Raw genomic sequence first — 17,225 nt, forward strand, 5'->3', positions numbered from 1 at the left:
CGCTTTCTATTAGCCCACTAGTGAAACAATTTTTTGTGCACCGTCTGCCATAGATTCTGCTGCAACAATATTTAAACCAGACTCATTTAAAATTTTCTTTCCTAGCTCTACGTTTGTACCTTCAAGACGTACAACTAAAGGCAACTCAAGACCTACCTGCTTCGTCGCTTCAATAACACCTTCTGCGATAACATCACACTTCATAATGCCACCAAAAATGTTAACGAAGATACCCTTTACATTTTTGTCAGAAAGGATAATTTTGAATGCTTCTGTAACTTTTTCAGCTGTTGCGCCGCCACCAACATCTAAGAAGTTAGCCGGGTCACCATGGTAATGTTTAATGATATCCATTGTAGCCATTGCTAAACCTGCACCATTAACCATACAACCGATATTTCCATCTAAAGGAATGTAGTTTAAATCATATTTAGAAGCTTCAATTTCTTTTGAATCTTCTTCTTCAAGATCACGAAGTTCTAAAATGTCTTTATTGCGATATAACGCATTAGAATCAAAGTTTAATTTTGCATCTAACGCCATAACTTTACCGTCACCTGTTGTAACAAGTGGATTAATCTCAGCGATAGAGCAATCTTTTTCGATAAACGCACTGTATAAGCCCATCATAAACTTCACAGCTTGCCCTACAAGTTCTTTTGGAATATTGATGTTAAACGCGATTCTACGCGCTTGGAAACCTTGTAAACCTACTGCTGGATCAATATATTCTTTAAAGATTTTTTCAGGCGTTTTTTCTGCTACTTCTTCAATTTCTGTTCCACCTTCTTCAGATGCCATTAAAACAACTTGAGAAGTTGCACGATCTAATACAAGACCTACATAATATTCTTTTTTAATATCGCAACCTTCTTCGATAAGTAAGCGTTTTACTTCCTTACCTTCAGGACCTGTTTGATGCGTCACAAGTGTAGTTCCTAAAATGCTTTCTGCATATGTACGAACTTCTTCTAAATTTTTCGCAACTTTTACACCGCCAGCTTTGCCGCGTCCACCAGCGTGAATTTGCGCTTTAACTACACATACTTCCGTTCCTAATTCTTTCGCTGCTTCTACAGCTTCTTCTACTGTAAATGCAACCTTCCCGTTCGGAACGCTAACCCCATAGCTTCTAAGGACTGCCTTACCTTGGTACTCATGGATATTCATGGTCCCATCCTCCCCTGTTTTCCTGTTTTACTCGAAAAGTTTTTTAATGTTTAAAAAACATTACATTGCCATTGTATAAGATGATTGGCACGCTGTCTACAATAAAGTGTCAGAAAACTGAAATCGCTTTATTCTTTTTCGAAAATAATAATGTTTATATACCAAAATAAAAAATAAGCTGTGAATATACAGCTTATTTTTGAATCATATCTTTAATTGGCGCGAATGATTTTCGATGTTCTTCTAATACTCCATGTTCTTCAATCGCTTCTAAATGCTGTTTCGTCCCATATCCCATATGTTGTTCGAATCCATATGCAGGATACTTTCCTCCTAACTCTTTCATCATGCGATCTCTCGTCACTTTCGCAATAATAGATGCAGCTGAAATAGAGACACTTTTCGCATCACCTTTAATGATTGATGTTTGCGGAATTGATGTAGGAAGCTTCATCGCATCGATTAATAAATATTCTGGTGTACATGATAAATTAGCAACGGCATCTAACATCGCTTGCTTCGTCGCTTGATAAATATTTATTTCATCAATAACTTGTGGTGATATAATTCCAACTCCAATCGCAATTGCATGATCTTTAATTTCATCATAAAAACGCTCACGTTTCGCTTCACTTAATTTTTTCGAGTCATTTAATCCTGGAATATAAAAATCTTCCGGAAGGACGACTGCCGCCGTCACAACCGGTCCTGCTAACGGCCCACGACCCACTTCATCAATACCAGCAATGTATGTGAGCCCTTTTTCACGTAACTCATTTTCGTACTTTGACATTTCTAGAAATTTTTCTCTTTCTTTTTGCGCTAACTCTTTTTGTTTATACCACTTCAAAATTAGTTTTTGAACACCTTTTCGCTCATCTTTCACTAACATTTGAAAACGCTCGTCTTCTTCATTCATAATTTCTTGCAGCAAACATTCCGCTTCATGAATAGTCATTTTTTGCATCTATTTACACTCCTTTTAAACGTAACCAAAAAGAAAAGACGTACAAACGCACGTCTTATACTTCTTCTACTTTTTCCGCATCTTCTACCTGCTCTGCAAACTCTTCTGGTGTTTCAAATGTCATTTTTCCTAATCTTCCACCACGAAGCTCACGAAGTATAAGCTCAGATGTTTTATCATAATCAATCATTCCGCCGCCCATTAAGCAACCTCTATTTTTTCCAATTGCATCAAATAACTCCACAATTTCTTCTGGAATGTCATTTAAATTATATCGCTCTTTTAAACGTTCCGGATAATGTTTTTCCATAAAACGTAACGCATAAATAGCTACATCCTGTAGATTTAATATAGAATCTTTAATTGCACCAGTCGTCGCTAAACGAAGACCAACTAATTCATCTTCAAATTTAGGCCACAAAATACCTGGTGTATCTAATAATTCCATTTCTTTCCCAACTTTAATCCACTGCTGGGCCGTTGTCACACCAGGACGATCTCCTGTTTTTGCTATATTCTTCTTCGCTAATTTATTAATTAGTGTAGATTTACCAACGTTTGGAATACCTACAATTAAAGCACGAATTGCTCTTGGTCTAATGCCTTTAGCAACCATTTTATCGAATTTTTCTTTGACAAGAACTTTACAAGCTGCTGCAATTTCTTTCATACCTTGTCCAGCTTGCGCATTAATTGAAATTGCCTTTTGACCTCTTTCATCAAAATATGCAATCCACTGCTTTGTAAGACGATCATCCGCCATATCCGCTTTATTTAAAACAACAAGCCTTGGTTTATGTGTAATAATTTCATCAATCATTGGATTACGAGAAGATAAAGGTAATCGAGCATCTACAAGCTCAATTACAACATCAATTAACTTTAATTTTTCTGTTACTTGGCGTCTAGCCTTTGCCATATGTCCTGGGAACCATTGAATTACCATGTTGCCACCTTCTTTTTCTTTTATTTCACAATACGCGCATCTTTTAACGGCCAATATAGCATATTTGCTTTACCAATCACTTGGTCCATTGAAATTGTACCAATCGAACGGCTATCTTTACTAAAACGACGATTATCGCCTAAAACAAATAATTGACCTTCTGGAACAGTTTTCTTTCCTGTCATTTCTTCAAGAGTAAAATCATATGTAAGCGGTCCGTCAGCAAGTTGTTTTTTCTGCTTATCTAAATACGGCTCCTCATAAGGTTTCCCGTTAACATATAGTTTATCATTACGGTATTCGATTTCGTCGCCTGGCAGGCCAATAATACGCTTAATATAATCTTTTTCTTCCGTCGCTCGGAATACAATAATATCAAAGCGTTTCGGATCACCTATGTGATAGCCAATTTTATTAACAATCATTCGATCACGGTCATGTAAAGTCGGCGACATCGATACACCGTCTACGAGAATTGGGGCAAAGAAAAACTGTCTAATTACGCCCGCTAATACAACAGCAATCAAAATTGCTTTGATCCATTCCCAAAGTGAGCTCTTCTCTTTCTTCATGCTTTCCCCTCCACTGTTATGTAAGCTGCTCGTATTATACCAAAATTTCATATAGATTGGAAAAAGGGAGCTTGTGTATTTACAAGCTCCCATACATGTCTTATCGAATTTCTTTAATACGTGCTTTTTTACCGCGAAGGTTACGTAAGTAGTATAACTTAGCACGACGTACTTTACCACGGCGAAGTACTTCGATGTTCGCGATTCTTGGCGTGTGAACTGGGAATGTACGCTCAACACCTACACCGTAAGAAATCTTACGAACTGTGAATGTTTCACTGATTCCGCCACCACGACGTTTAATTACAACACCTTCGAAAAGCTGAATTCTTTCACGAGTTCCCTCAACTACTTTTACGTGTACACGTAAAGTGTCTCCAGGACGGAATGAAGGAAGGTCAGTTTTCAATTGGCCTTTTGTGATTTCTGTGATTAATTGTTGCATATTAAATTCTCTCCTTTAAACAGATGCTCTTATAAAGTCTTATTAAATTACAGCGGAACATCGTTAATACGGCTACTGATTTCAGCAGCACAAATGTTATAATAGCATATTGCTAGGACTGTTGCAATAGAAAATATATCAAGCCCTTATCGGTCTTCTTTAATCTGTTCCAGCCATTTCTCTTCTTGCTTAGATAATTCTCGTTCTTCCAGTAAATCCGGTCTACGTGTGTATGTACGACGTAGTGACTCTTTATGGCGCCATTCATCAATGTTTTTATGATTTCCTGACATTAGTACATCCGGTACCTTCATACCACGAAAATCAGCAGGACGTGTATAATGTGGGTGTTCTAACAAACCTGTGCTAAAAGAGTCTTCCACTTGTGACGTTTGATTCCCAAGCACTCCTGGCAAAAGACGTACAACACTGTCAGTGACTACCATAGAAGCCAATTCTCCACCCGTTAATACGTAATCCCCAATAGAAATCTCATCTGTTACAAGATGCTCACGAATTCGTTCATCGTATCCTTCATAATGGCCACATACAAAAATAACATGCTCTTCTCCAGCAAGCTCTTCTGCCTTCTTCTGCGTGAAACGCTCTCCTTGTGGACACATTAAGACGATTCTCGGCTTACAGTCTGTTTCCTTCGTTAACTCTTCTACTGCGTCAAAGATAGGCTGTGGGGTTAATACCATACCAGCGCCCCCACCATACGGATAATCATCTACACTATTATGCTTACTAGTTGTATACTCACGAAAATTGACAACACGAAGCTCTACCGCTTCTTTTTCTTGTGCTTTCTTTAAAATTGAAGAACCAAATACACCCGTAAACATATCTGGAAACAATGTTAAAATGTCAATTTTCATTATAGTAGCCCTTCCATTACATGAATGGTTACTAATTTATTTTCAATGTTAACTTGAAGTACAACGTCATCAATATAAGGAATTAACAAATCTTGACCCTTTGGACGTTTAATCACCCAAACGTCATTCGCACCAGGAGATAGAATCTCTTTGATTGTCCCTAACGCTTCGCCTTCTTCCGTTACAACGTTGCAACCAATAATTTCATGGTAGTAGTATTCACCTTCAGCTAGTTCGCCTAACTGCTTTTCTGGTACTTTTATTAAAGAACCTTTTAACTTCTCTACTTCATCTACATTGTTGTATCCTTCAAGTGTTAATAAATCAAATGTCTTATGTTGACGATGAGAAGTCACCTTCACTGTAAGGTAGTCTGCACCTTTCTCATCCCATATGTATAACGTGTTCCCTACTTTATATCGCTCTTCTGGAAAATCAGTACGAGAAATAACACGAATTTCTCCTTTTACGCCATGAGTATTTACAATTTTCCCTACATTAAACCATTTTGTCATAATTAGTATGTCACCCCTGGTTTCTATATAAATTAAGCATTTCCATTTTATATATGGACCATGCAATTTCTCTTTAAATGTTAAAAAAGGGAGAGGAAATAACTCCTCGCCCTTTTTACGTTTATTGAATTTCCAGTGTGACGTTCTCATCATTATGATGTCCCACTGAATACAAGAGCATTCTAATCGCTTTCGCAACTTTCCCTTGCTTTCCAATGACTTTTCCAACATCCTCAGGATGTACAGTTAATCGATACTTTATTTCTCCGTTGCAAAGTTCCTGTGTAACTTTTACATCTCCAGGATGATCCACAAGAGGTTTAACAATTGTCTCGACTAACATCTTCATTGTCATTGCCTCAATTACTTACCTTGTTTAGATAAGTGGAATTTCTCCATGATACCTTGGTTAGAGAAAAGGTTACGAACTGTATCAGATGGTTTAGCACCATTTCCTAACCATTTTAATGCTGCTTCTTCGTTGATCTTAACTTCCGCTGGTTGAGCAACCGGATTGTAAGTACCGATTTCCTCAATGAAACGTCCGTCACGAGGAGAACGAGAATCTGCAACAACTACACGATAGAAAGGAGTTTTTTTAGCTCCCATACGTTTTAAACGAATTTTAACTGCCATTTATAAAGCACCTCCGAATTTATTTCACACAGATAATTATATTAGCAAAAAGACTATTGCTTTGTAAAGTATTTTTTCTTAACAGAGCCATCTTTTTTCCTTACATGAATGGAAACTTCAATCCACCTAGTCCTTTTTTCTTACCTTTTTGCATTCCCGTCATCGTCTTCATCATTTTTTTCATATCATCAAATTGCTTGATTAGACGATTGATTTCTTGTACCGTTGTACCGCTACCTTTGGCAATGCGCTTTTTACGACTAGCATTGATTATTTCCGGTTGTTCTCGTTCTACTTTAGTCATAGAACGAATAATTGCCTCAATATGCCCAATTTGTTTTTCATCAACTTGTGCATTTTTCAGCCCTTTAATTTTATTTGCACCAGGAAGCATTCCTAACAATTCGTCAAGCGGTCCAAGTTGACGCACTTGTCCAAGTTGTTCTAGGAAATCGTCAAGCGTAAACGAAAGCGTACGCATTTTTTGCTCAAGTTCTTTTGCTTTCTCTTCATCAACTGTAGCTTGCGCTTTTTCAATTAATGTTAAGACGTCGCCCATCCCTAAAATACGGGATGCCATACGTTCTGGATGGAACGCTTCAATTGCATCTAGTTTTTCACCCATACCAGCGAATTTAATTGGTGTATTTGTTACAGCCTTAATAGATAATGCCGCACCACCGCGCGTATCACCATCTAATTTCGTTAATACAACACCTGTTAATCCTAACTGTTCATGGAAACTTTGTGCTACATTTACCGCGTCTTGTCCTGTCATCGCATCGACAACAAGGAAAATTTCATCCGGTTTCGCAACTTCTTTGACTTTTGCTAATTCCCCCATTAGTTCTTCATCAATATGCAGGCGACCCGCTGTATCGATTAAAACGTAATCGTGATGATCTTCTTTTGCTTTCGCAATCGCTTGTTTCGCAATTTCAACCGGACTTACTTGATCTCCTAAGGAGAAAACAGGCATGTCCAATTGCTTCCCTAATGTTTCAAGCTGTTTAATCGCTGCTGGACGGTAAATATCCGCTGCAACAAGCATCGGTTTACGATTATGCTTTTTACGAAGCAAATTTGCAAGCTTACCTGTCGTCGTTGTTTTACCCGCACCTTGCAGACCAACCATCATTATAACAGTAGGTGGCTTATTAGCAACAGCAATTTTGCTTTGCTCTCCGCCCATAAGTTCTGTAAGTTCTTCCTGTACGATTTTAATTACTTGTTGTCCAGGTGTCAAACTTTTCATTACATCTTGTCCGACAGCACGCTCAGACACACGCTTTATAAAATCTTTTACTACTTTAAAGTTAACATCCGCTTCTAAAAGAGCTAGACGAACTTCTCTCATCATTTCTTTTACATCGGCTTCAGAAACTTTTCCTTTGCCGCGGATTTTTTGCATTGTCTGTTGAAGTCGGTCGGCTAATCCTTCAAATGCCATATTGCCGCCCTCCTAATCTAATTTTTCGATAGCTTCAACAACTTGTTTCATTTCTTCATTCACATGCTCTTCTTCGCTGAGTAGCTGTTTTAGCTTTGCAACAAGTCGCTGTCGCTCTTGAAACTTTTGAAGTAATACTAATTTATCTTCATATTCTTCAAGCATCGCTTCAGTCCGTTTAATGTTATCATACACGGCTTGGCGACTTACATCAAATTCTTCCGCAATTTCACCAAGAGATAAATCATCTAGATAATAAAGCGACATATAACTTCTTTGTTTTTGCGTTAACAACGATTGATAAAAATCAAATAAATAGTTCATTCTCGTTGTTTTCTCGAGCATGTTGGATCATCCTTTGTTAAGTGATTTCCCTTTACATGACTTAGTTTACATGGAGTATAAAAGAGTGTCAAGTTTTTTTCTTAACATCACATATTTTTATAAAAAAAGAAGCGGAAATACCGCTTCTTTCACTTACACTTCTTCTGTTTCTACTACGTTCGCAAACAAACCATAAACATATTGTTCTGGATCAAACTGTTGCAGATCATCCATTTGCTCTCCTAGCCCAACAAATTTCACCGGAACATCCATTTCGTTACGAATCGCTAAGACGATACCACCTTTAGCAGTTCCATCTAACTTCGTTAAAACAATACCAGTAACATTCGTTGCTTCACGGAATGTTTTCGCTTGGCTTAAACCATTTTGCCCTGTTGTTGCATCAATAACAAGTAATACTTCATGAGGAGCCCCTGGTACTTCACGCTCAATTACACGCTTCACTTTCTCTAACTCATTCATTAAGTTTACTTTATTTTGTAAGCGTCCCGCTGTATCACATAGCAATACATCCACTTTACGGGCCTTTGCCGCTTGTACAGCATCATACATAACAGCCGCTGGATCAGATCCTGACCCTTGTTTAATTACTTCTACACCAACACGATCGCCCCATACTTCTAATTGCTCAATCGCCCCAGCACGGAATGTATCTCCTGCCGCCAATAGGACAGACTTACCTTCTGATTTAAATTTATGCGCGAGCTTACCAATCGTCGTCGTTTTCCCCACACCATTCACACCAACAAATAAAACTACTGTTAATTGATCCTCTTGTATATTAACTTCATTACTAAAATCGCTGTCACCTTTGTAAATGCCCACTAGCTTTTCAGAAATAACAGCCTGTACTTCTTTCGGATCTTGAATGTTACGACGTTGCACTTCTTCTTTCAACTGATCAATTAATTCCATCACTGTCGAAACTCCGACATCCGCACTAATTAAAATTTCTTCTAATTCTTCAAAGAAATCTTCGTCTATTTTGCGGTAACGGTACACTAATTCATTTACTTTATCAGCAAATGAATTTCTCGTTTTTTCTAATCCTTGTTTAAACTTCTCTGTTACCGTATCCGTTTGTTTTGAAATTTTTTCTTTTAATTTTTTTAAAAAGCTCATACTTCCCATCCTTCCTATCTACTTGCAACAAGTTCTTCGCCATCATCTAAACGAACAGAAACAAGCTTCGACACCCCTGATTCTTGCATTGTTACACCGTACAATACATCAGACTCTTCCATTGTACCTTTTCGGTGTGTAATTACAATAAACTGCGTTTCATCACTAAATTTCTTTAAATACTGCGCAAAACGAGCAACGTTTGCCTCATCAAGAGCTGCTTCCACTTCATCTAGAACACAGAATGGAACTGGGCGTACTTTTAAAATACCAAATAAGAGCGCAATTGCCGTTAAAGCACGCTCTCCCCCTGAAAGTAAACCTAAATTTTGTAGTTTCTTCCCTGGTGGTTGCGCTACAATATCAATACCCGTATTTAGTAAATCTTCTGGGTTTGTCATTACTAAATCCGCTCTTCCACCTCCGAATAATTCAGAGAATACAGATTGAAACTCTGTTCGAATCCCTTCGAATGTAGTAGAAAAGCGTTTTTTCATCTCTTCATCCATTTCCATAATAAGTTGATGCAATGTCGATTTCGCTTCTTCTAGGTCATCTCTTTGCTCTAATAAGAATGTATGGCGCTCTGCTACACGTTCATACTCATCAATTGCCCCTAAATTTACTGCGCCTAACTCTTCAATGGATAGTTTAATTAGTTTCACCTTTTTACGTGCATCTTCTGCAGGCATCATCATTGTATACTTAAGTTTTGCTGCTTCAAATGAAATAGTATATGTTTCACGTAAATGTTGCAATCTATTTTCCAGCTCTACATCAAGTCGGTTAATTTTCACTTCTTGATCTTTCAGCATCTCAAGAATATATTTATGTTTACCTATTGTTTCTTTCACACCGCGCTCTAAATGCTCGACTCTTTCTTGCAATGATACGCGTTGTTCACGACGAGAACGAATTAACTCCGAAGTTTGATTACGATTATACGCTTTCTTCTCAATCATATTCGTAATTTGTTCTTCGCCACTTGAATTAGATGTCATCTCTTGCTTTAAGAACGCTAAATCTTCTTTCGTTTTTACAAGCGTCGCATCAGTCTCTTCTTTTTCCTTCGTCAATCGTTCGACTTTTTCTTTTTGATTAGACAAACGTTGTTGTTGTTCAGCAGCTTGTACTTTTAGCTCCGTCATTTCCTTCTGAACTTTTTCTTTTGAAGAATATTGTTCACTTTTTTGTTTCGTTAAAACGACGATTTTGCTATCTAATTCCCCAATCTCAGCTTGAAGGGTCGCTAAAATCTTTTCTAACTCTTCTTTGCGCCCTTGCATTTTTACTTGATCTTGTAAAAATCCTTCAATCTCTAAATCGTAAATCGATAAACGATCATTAATACGATGTTCATCTAATTCTAAACGATTAATTTCTTCTCTTAGCTTCTGTTCATCTACACGTTCGGTCTCTACACCTTGGCGTAGCTCTCGTATTTGTACTTCTTTTTCTTGAATCTCTTGCTTTACTGCTTTAACAAAGTTTTCTAGCTTCGTTGTTTTTTCTTCCATGTCAGTTAGTTTTTTAGTCCACTCTTCAAGTTCACGTTGACGTCCCAATAAAGAGGATTTCGCCTGTTTTACAGCTCCACCCGTCATAGAACCACCCGGGTTCACTACGTCACCTTCGAGTGTTACAATACGATAGCGGTATTGCAGTTGTTTCGCTAACTCATTTGCTCCGCGTAAATCTTTCGCAACAACAACTGTACCTAATAAACTTGAAACTACATTCTCATATTTATTATTGTACTGCACAAGTTCTGCCGCTACACCGACAAACGATGGATGCTGATTCACAATGCGTAATTGATCAAATGATAGCAATCGGCTTTTAATAACAGCTTGAGGTAAAAACGTTGCACGGCCATGTTTATTTTGCTTTAAAAATGCAATTGCATTACGAGCATGCTCTTCTGTTTGTACTACGATATGTTGCATCGCTGCCCCAAGGGCGATTTCCATTGCGATTTCATATTCTTTCGGCACAGTCAGAAGTTCTGCAACAGCTCCCTCAATACCTTGTAGTCTATTTTCTCTAGCCTTTAATACTTCACGTACCCCTTGATAGAAGCCAGAGTAGTCCTCTTGCATCTCTTCTAACATTTCTTTACGAGAGCGCGCCTGTTGCACAAATTGATACGCTTGATACAGTTTCGTTTCATTTTCACTATACTGTGACTTACATTTCCCAAGTGCCGTTTCTGTCTTCTGTATGTTAGAAATAATGCCAGCTATTTTCTCTCTCGCTTGCTCATAACTGTCTACAAGTTTCGCCTTTTTCGCTGTAATTTCCACACGCATCTGTACATACTTTTCATTTTCTTCATCAAGTCGTTCGTTTTTAGAGTTTTGCTGTTTTGATTGTTCTTCAATCATAGATAATTCATTACGAAGACTTGCTTGTTGATTTAAAAGTTCAATATAGTCACCTTTTAAATTCTCAATTTGTTCCTCTAAATTCTCAGCAAAAGTCGCAAGTAATTGCTCGTTATCATGCAATTTCTTCTCCAATTCTTTTACTTGATTCACAAATTGCATTAAAGCTTCTGTACTTGTTTCAATTTCGCCATCATAACTTGTAGTTTTCTCTGTTAACTCAACAATTAGCTTTTCAAGCTGCGCACAATGTGTCGTTGCATTTTGCTTTCTTTCCTTTAACAGCTCGCGTTGCCCTTCTAGTTTTTCTAGTTCTTTACTAGACAGAAGTAGAACTTCTTGTAAGGAATTTACAGATTCATCAACGGCTTGTAATTGCCCGCGTAATTCCTCAAGCTCTTCTTCACTTTTTTGTAAGTTCGCCGACATTTTAGCTTCTTCATCTTTATTATGCCCAAATTGATTTCGAAGCGCTTCCCACTTTTCATGTAATTCTTCAATTTCATGTACAATAAGCGCAGCTTCTACTTTCTCTAATTCTTCTTTTTTCTCAAGATAATCTTTCGCAATAGAAGCTTGTCTTTCTAGTGGTTCTACTTGACTACTTAATTCGTGAATAATATCTTGTACACGATTTAAGTTTTCTTGTGTTTCCGCCAATTTCCCTTCAGCTTTCTTTTTACGAAGTTTATATTTCAGCACACCCGCAGCTTCTTCAAATACACCACGACGTTCTTCTGATTTACTACTCAAAATCTCTTCGACTTTCCCCTGGCTAATAATCGAAAAAGCTTCCCTTCCCATACCAGAGTCCATAAATAAATCAATAATATCTTTTAATCTACAAGATTGTTTATTAATATAAAAATCACTATCACCCGAACGAGATACACGACGCGTTACACACACCTCGTTATACTCAATCGGTAAGCGTTGGTCTTCATTATTTAAAGTTAATGTAACTTCAGCAACATTAACCGCTCTTCTCGTATCACTGCCGGCAAAAATAATATCCTCCATCTTTGCACCGCGTAATGACTTTGCAGATTGTTCACCAAGTACCCAGCGAATTGCATCAGTAATATTACTTTTCCCGCTCCCGTTAGGTCCTACTACAGAAGTTACACCTGGAACAAAATCGACAGATACACGCTCAGCAAAAGACTTAAATCCTGCTATTTCTAATCTTTTTAAAAACACGAAAGGCCTTCCTCCTATTCTCCGTTGTTGTAAACGTTGTCTGTACGAAAACAAACTACTATACGGATTTCCCACTCCTTTTATTTATAAATAAAAGGAAAGTTTCATTCTATGCATAAGGAATCCCCCTCATTCAAAGGGGGATTCCTCATGATTGTTCTTTTAATTTTTTCAATGCTTCTGCAGCAGCTTGTTGCTCTGCCTCTTTTTTTGACTTACCACTTCCAAGACCTAATGCCTCATTATTTAAAGTTACACGGGACACAAATTCTCGGTTATGGGCCGGTCCTTTTTCTTGCAAAATTTGATACTCAACATTGCCACTACCATCACGCTGAATCAATTCTTGCAATTGACTCTTATAATCCATCACATGAGAAAAAGCACCTTCATTAATTTTTGGATATACAACTTCTTTTAAGTAACCCCAAACTGTTTCTAGCCCTTGATCAAGATAAAGGGCACCAATAAACGCTTCAAAGACATCCGCTAATAAAGCTGGTCGTTCACGTCCACCCGTCATTTCCTCACCTTTCCCTAATAAAACAAGGCTACCAAATGACATTTCGTTTGCAAAACGAACAAGAGATGGCTCACATACAATAGCTGCACGTAGTTTTGTTAACTCTCCTTCGCTCATTGTCGGATATTTTTGAAACAGATACTGTGATACAGTGAGTTCCAATACAGCATCGCCAAGAAACTCAAGACGCTCATTGTCCTCATGCGGTTTTTTTCGATGCTCATTCACATACGATGAATGCGTAAACGCTTGAATCAATAATTTTTCATCTGTAAACGTAATACCTATCTCTTCTTGAAATACTTTAAAAGCTTCACGATATTTTGCTTCGTATTTTTTTTCTCTATGTTTTCGGTACGGCATAGGTCCCTCCAGATATAAGCCGAGAAGCCCCGTTAAAAAACGGGACTTCACTTAAGCATTATAGATGACTCTCTATGTAAGTCACAGCATCGCCAACAGTAGCAATCTTTTCAGCATCTTCATCAGAAATTTCCATTTCGAATTCATCTTCTAATTGCATTACAAGTTCTACTACATCTAGGGAGTCTGCGCCTAAATCTTCTTTGAAGCTTGCAGCTGGTACTACTTCAGTTTCTTCTACTCCTAAACGATCAACGACAATTTTGGTTACACGCTCTAAAACATCTGCCATTCTATTCACCTCCCCTCAAATATTATATAAAATATTGTCCAAAAAAACTAGGTGAAATCGATTCTTTTATTACATTACCATACCGCCATCAACATTTAACGTTTGACCTGTAACATATTTACTTTGATCAGAAGCAAAAAACGTTACAGTATTTGCGATATCTTGTGCTTCTCCAAACTGAGCTGCAGGAATTAATTTTAACATTTCGGCTTTTATATTTTCATCTAATACATCCGTCATATCAGTTGCAATAAACCCTGGAGCAATTGCATTTACAGTAATATTTCGGCTCGCTAATTCTTTTGCTGATGTTTTTGTTAATCCAATTACACCAGCTTTAGCAGCAACATAATTTGCTTGTCCTGGGTTTCCTGTTACACCAACAACAGAAGCGATATTAATAATACGTCCATGACGTTGACGCATCATATAGCGCGATACTGCTTTCGTACATAAGAAAACACCTTTTAAGTTTGTATTAATAACTGTATCCCATTCTTCTTCTTTCATACGCATTAATAAATTATCTTTTGTTACACCAGCGTTATTTACAAGAATATCAACTTGTCCAAACGTATCTACAGTTTGTTTCACCATTGCAGTAACATCATCAGCATTTGCAACATCTGCTCTTACTGCAATGGCATCTGAACCTAATTTCTTTATTTCATCAACTACTTCATTCGCCTTTTGCTCATTACCAGCATAATTTACTACAACATTTGCCCCTTGTTTCGCTAAATCAATAGCAATCGCACGACCAATCCCACGTGAAGCACCAGTTACTAATGCTACTTTCCCTTTTAACATCAGCTTTCTCCTCTCAAATTTGAAATGGTATCTTTTAATGTCTCTTCATCATATACCGCATATGCTTTCACTGAAGAATCAATCGACTTCATAAGACCAGCAAGTACTTTTCCAGGTCCGATTTCAATAAATGTATCTACCCCTTGATTCACCATATACTCAATAGATGGGTACCATAATACAGGCGAATAGAGCTGTTCAATTAGCTTTGCTTGAATATCTGTACCACGCGTAATAACATCTGCCGTAACATTTGCAATAACAGGAATATTCGTGTCTTGAATTGTAATTTCATTTAAAACACTTTGGAATTTCTCAGCAGCTGGTTTCATAAGCGAGGAATGAAACGGTCCACTTACTTTGAGCGGAATTGCTCTTTTAGCACCATTTTCTTTCGCTCTTTGAGAAGCAAGCTCTACTCCTTGCTTTGTTCCAGAAATAACAATTTGCTTCGTACTATTCATATTAGCAATTTGTACTGCATATCCTTCACTTGTTACTTCTTCTGTAACTCGTTTCAGCATATCCGGATCCGCACCTAAAATAGCTGCCATTGCACCTTCCCCGCCTGGAACAGCTTCTTCCATATATTCCCCGCGTTTCCTTACAGCATATACAGCGTCTTCGAATGTTAATGCACCAGCAGCTACAAGAGCGCTATATTCACCTAAACTATGTCCTGCGACAAAATCAGGTGTAATATCATACTCCTTCAAAGCTGTTAAAATTGCAAAGCTCGTTGTTAATAGTGCCGGCTGCGCATTTGTTGTTAATGTTAACTTTTCTTGCGGTCCTTCAAAAATCACTTCTGCAAGAGAATCATGCAAAACCTCATCCGCTTTTGCAAACACTTTCGCAACCTCTTTATTATTCTCCGCTAACTGTCTACCCATTCCAACTGCCTGTGAACCTTGGCCCGGAAAAAGAAATGCTATTTTTCCCATTTCAAATCCTCCTCTTATTGAAGCGGCTCCTTCTCCATTACACTTGAAATTGTAGGAATTACTTCTTTCGCTACCATTTCTCTCGTTTGACGAATCGCACTAAATATCGATTGGTCATTAGAAGAACCATGAGCCTTAATGACAGGAGCTTTCAATCCAAACAACGCCGCTCCACCATACTCCGAATAATCCATTTTATCTTTCAATACCATAAGTTTTGGTTTTAATACCGCTGCTGCTAATTTGCTCGTAAACGAACTCATTAATTGTTCTTTTAACATAGAGAATAACGCAAGTGCTGTTCCTTCTAATGATTTTAGCGCTACATTACCCGTAAAACCATCACATACAACAACGTCTGCTACACCTTGCAATAAATCTCTTGATTCAACGTTTCCAACGAAATTAATTGGTGCATCCTTGAGCATAGCAAAGACTTGTTTTGAAAGCTCGTTTCCTTTACCATCCTCTGTTCCAACGTTTAAAAGTCCAACGCGTGGATTTTTAATTCCTCTTACCTTCTCTGCGTAAACAGAGCCCATTACTGCATATTGATATAAATGAATTGGTTTTGCATCAACGTTGGCTCCAACATCTAACATAACAAAGCCTTCTCCATCAACAGTTGGCATTGTAGGTGATAAAGCTGGTCGTTCAATTCCTTCCATACGACCAACAACAAACAATCCAGCTGCCATCAAAGCTCCTGTACTACCTGCTGATATACAAGCATCCGCTACGCCGTCTTTTACTTGCTGCGCCGCTAGTACCATTGAAGCTTGTTTTTTCCGACGAACCGCTCTTACTGGTTCGTCTGTCGATTCAATTTTTTCGTCCGTATGAAGTATAGTAATTCGCTCTTCACTCGTTAAATATTGACGAATTCCCTCTTCTTTCCCTACTAACGTAATATGTAAATCTGAGTATTCCTTAATAGCTTTCATTGCTCCTAATACTACAGCCTTTGGTGCATGATCGCCGCCCATTGCATCTATTGCGATTTTCATAAGTTGTTACCTTCCTCACTATAATTACTAGATCGATACATTTCAAAAGTGCCTGTAAAGACAAGTTCTTCTCCAACAAAACTACGCACTTTGACAACCGTCCGTCCTTTATCATTCTCCACATCTTCAACACGTACTTTTGCAACAACACGCTCTCCTAATTTTACAGGACGAATATATCGAATGGTGGACTTTGCAGTTAAAGCTAATTCTTCATCAATAACCGCAACAGCTAGTGAGTTTGCTTGTGCAAACAAATGATGCCCACGAGCAATTTGATTTCTTTTAAATACATGTTCTACCTTTACTTCAAAGATAGAAATCGCATGTCTATCTAATTCTATATCAATAATTTCTCCGACAACCTCTTCTAACGGTAAAGATTTCACGTCTTCTTCATGTTGTTTTGTAGCCACATGCTTAATTCGTTCTCTTAATTCAGGAATAGATAATTCCATACGATCAAGACGAACAGTTTGTATGCTCACTTGAAATTTTTCCGCTAAATCTTCATCCGTTATAAAAGGATTCGTTTCTATTGTTTGTTGTAATAATTCTTGTCTTTCTTTTTTACTTCTTCTTTTTTTCATACCGCACCATCCATTTTTATGACTAGGTACTAAAAGTAGTATATAATCATTAAAAGTAGAATG

The 17,225-nt window shown here is 37.7% G+C and carries 19 protein-coding genes; all 19 read right to left on the bottom strand.

Features of this window, described 5'->3' with window-relative positions; translation table 11 throughout:
• Positions 1 to 9: 9 nt before the first annotated feature.
• Positions 10 to 1,170, bottom strand: a complete 1,161-nt coding sequence (gene sucC / locus MKY90_RS19515; protein ID WP_002014529.1) for an ADP-forming succinate--CoA ligase subunit beta — start codon at positions 1,168 to 1,170, stop codon at positions 10 to 12.
• A gap of 193 nt (positions 1,171 to 1,363) precedes the next feature.
• Entirely contained in the window at positions 1,364 to 2,137 is a 774-nt protein-coding gene (locus tag MKY90_RS19520; protein WP_098167436.1) for a ribonuclease HII, read from the bottom strand.
• A gap of 55 nt (positions 2,138 to 2,192) precedes the next feature.
• The gene (ylqF, locus tag MKY90_RS19525) at positions 2,193 to 3,083 is read right to left on the bottom strand and encodes a ribosome biogenesis GTPase YlqF (RefSeq protein WP_002014526.1); all 891 of its coding nucleotides are present in this window, start codon (positions 3,081 to 3,083) and stop codon (positions 2,193 to 2,195) included.
• Between the two features lie 20 nt (positions 3,084 to 3,103).
• Entirely contained in the window at positions 3,104 to 3,655 is a 552-nt protein-coding gene (gene lepB, locus MKY90_RS19530; protein ID WP_002066791.1) for a signal peptidase I, read from the bottom strand.
• Between the two features lie 100 nt (positions 3,656 to 3,755).
• The gene (rplS, locus tag MKY90_RS19535) at positions 3,756 to 4,100 is read right to left on the bottom strand and encodes a 50S ribosomal protein L19 (protein ID WP_002014524.1); all 345 of its coding nucleotides are present in this window, start codon (positions 4,098 to 4,100) and stop codon (positions 3,756 to 3,758) included.
• Between the two features lie 146 nt (positions 4,101 to 4,246).
• Positions 4,247 to 4,981 carry a tRNA (guanosine(37)-N1)-methyltransferase TrmD gene (trmD, locus tag MKY90_RS19540; RefSeq protein WP_098167435.1) on the bottom strand — a complete coding sequence of 245 codons (735 nt, stop codon included), beginning with the start codon at positions 4,979 to 4,981 and terminating at the stop codon, positions 4,247 to 4,249.
• Positions 4,981 to 5,496, bottom strand: a complete 516-nt coding sequence (rimM, locus tag MKY90_RS19545; protein WP_341092379.1) for a ribosome maturation factor RimM — start codon at positions 5,494 to 5,496, stop codon at positions 4,981 to 4,983. The genes trmD and rimM overlap by 1 nt, the downstream gene beginning before the upstream one ends.
• Positions 5,497 to 5,617: 121 nt before the next feature.
• Entirely contained in the window at positions 5,618 to 5,845 is a 228-nt protein-coding gene (locus MKY90_RS19550) for a KH domain-containing protein (RefSeq protein ID WP_002088196.1), read from the bottom strand.
• A 14-nt stretch (positions 5,846 to 5,859) separates the two neighbouring features.
• Positions 5,860 to 6,132, bottom strand: a complete 273-nt coding sequence (rpsP, locus tag MKY90_RS19555) for a 30S ribosomal protein S16 (RefSeq protein WP_000268750.1) — start codon at positions 6,130 to 6,132, stop codon at positions 5,860 to 5,862.
• 100 nt (positions 6,133 to 6,232) lie between these two features.
• Positions 6,233 to 7,582 carry a signal recognition particle protein gene (gene ffh, locus MKY90_RS19560; protein ID WP_002014519.1) on the bottom strand — a complete coding sequence of 450 codons (1,350 nt, stop codon included), beginning with the start codon at positions 7,580 to 7,582 and terminating at the stop codon, positions 6,233 to 6,235.
• A 12-nt stretch (positions 7,583 to 7,594) separates the two neighbouring features.
• Positions 7,595 to 7,927 carry a putative DNA-binding protein gene (locus MKY90_RS19565; protein WP_002033794.1) on the bottom strand — a complete coding sequence of 111 codons (333 nt, stop codon included), beginning with the start codon at positions 7,925 to 7,927 and terminating at the stop codon, positions 7,595 to 7,597.
• A 132-nt stretch (positions 7,928 to 8,059) separates the two neighbouring features.
• A complete protein-coding gene (gene ftsY, locus MKY90_RS19570; protein WP_002185064.1) occupies positions 8,060 to 9,049 on the bottom strand; it encodes a signal recognition particle-docking protein FtsY in 990 nt (329 codons plus the stop codon).
• A gap of 14 nt (positions 9,050 to 9,063) precedes the next feature.
• A complete protein-coding gene (gene smc / locus MKY90_RS19575) occupies positions 9,064 to 12,633 on the bottom strand; it encodes a chromosome segregation protein SMC (protein ID WP_341092382.1) in 3,570 nt (1,189 codons plus the stop codon).
• A gap of 148 nt (positions 12,634 to 12,781) precedes the next feature.
• The gene (gene rncS / locus MKY90_RS19580; protein ID WP_002033792.1) at positions 12,782 to 13,519 is read right to left on the bottom strand and encodes a ribonuclease III; all 738 of its coding nucleotides are present in this window, start codon (positions 13,517 to 13,519) and stop codon (positions 12,782 to 12,784) included.
• 58 nt (positions 13,520 to 13,577) lie between these two features.
• On the bottom strand, positions 13,578 to 13,811 hold the full coding sequence (gene acpP, locus MKY90_RS19585; RefSeq protein WP_002014515.1) for an acyl carrier protein: 234 nt from the start codon (positions 13,809 to 13,811) through the stop codon (positions 13,578 to 13,580).
• Positions 13,812 to 13,880: 69 nt separating this feature from the next.
• Positions 13,881 to 14,621, bottom strand: a complete 741-nt coding sequence (gene fabG / locus MKY90_RS19590; protein WP_002014514.1) for a 3-oxoacyl-[acyl-carrier-protein] reductase — start codon at positions 14,619 to 14,621, stop codon at positions 13,881 to 13,883.
• Positions 14,621 to 15,565, bottom strand: a complete 945-nt coding sequence (gene fabD, locus MKY90_RS19595) for an ACP S-malonyltransferase (protein ID WP_215599386.1) — start codon at positions 15,563 to 15,565, stop codon at positions 14,621 to 14,623. Before fabD ends, fabG begins: the two co-directional genes overlap by 1 nt.
• Positions 15,566 to 15,579: 14 nt before the next feature.
• Positions 15,580 to 16,572 carry a phosphate acyltransferase PlsX gene (plsX, locus tag MKY90_RS19600; protein ID WP_002128828.1) on the bottom strand — a complete coding sequence of 331 codons (993 nt, stop codon included), beginning with the start codon at positions 16,570 to 16,572 and terminating at the stop codon, positions 15,580 to 15,582.
• Complete coding sequence (gene fapR, locus MKY90_RS19605) at positions 16,569 to 17,162, bottom strand: transcription factor FapR (RefSeq protein WP_000747354.1); 594 nt, start codon at positions 17,160 to 17,162, stop codon at positions 16,569 to 16,571. Before fapR ends, plsX begins: the two co-directional genes overlap by 4 nt.
• Positions 17,163 to 17,225: the final 63 nt, after the last annotated feature.

This window comes from Bacillus sp. FSL P2-0099 (assembly GCF_038007445.1).
GTDB lineage: Bacteria > Bacillota > Bacilli > Bacillales > Bacillaceae_G > Bacillus_A > Bacillus_A mycoides.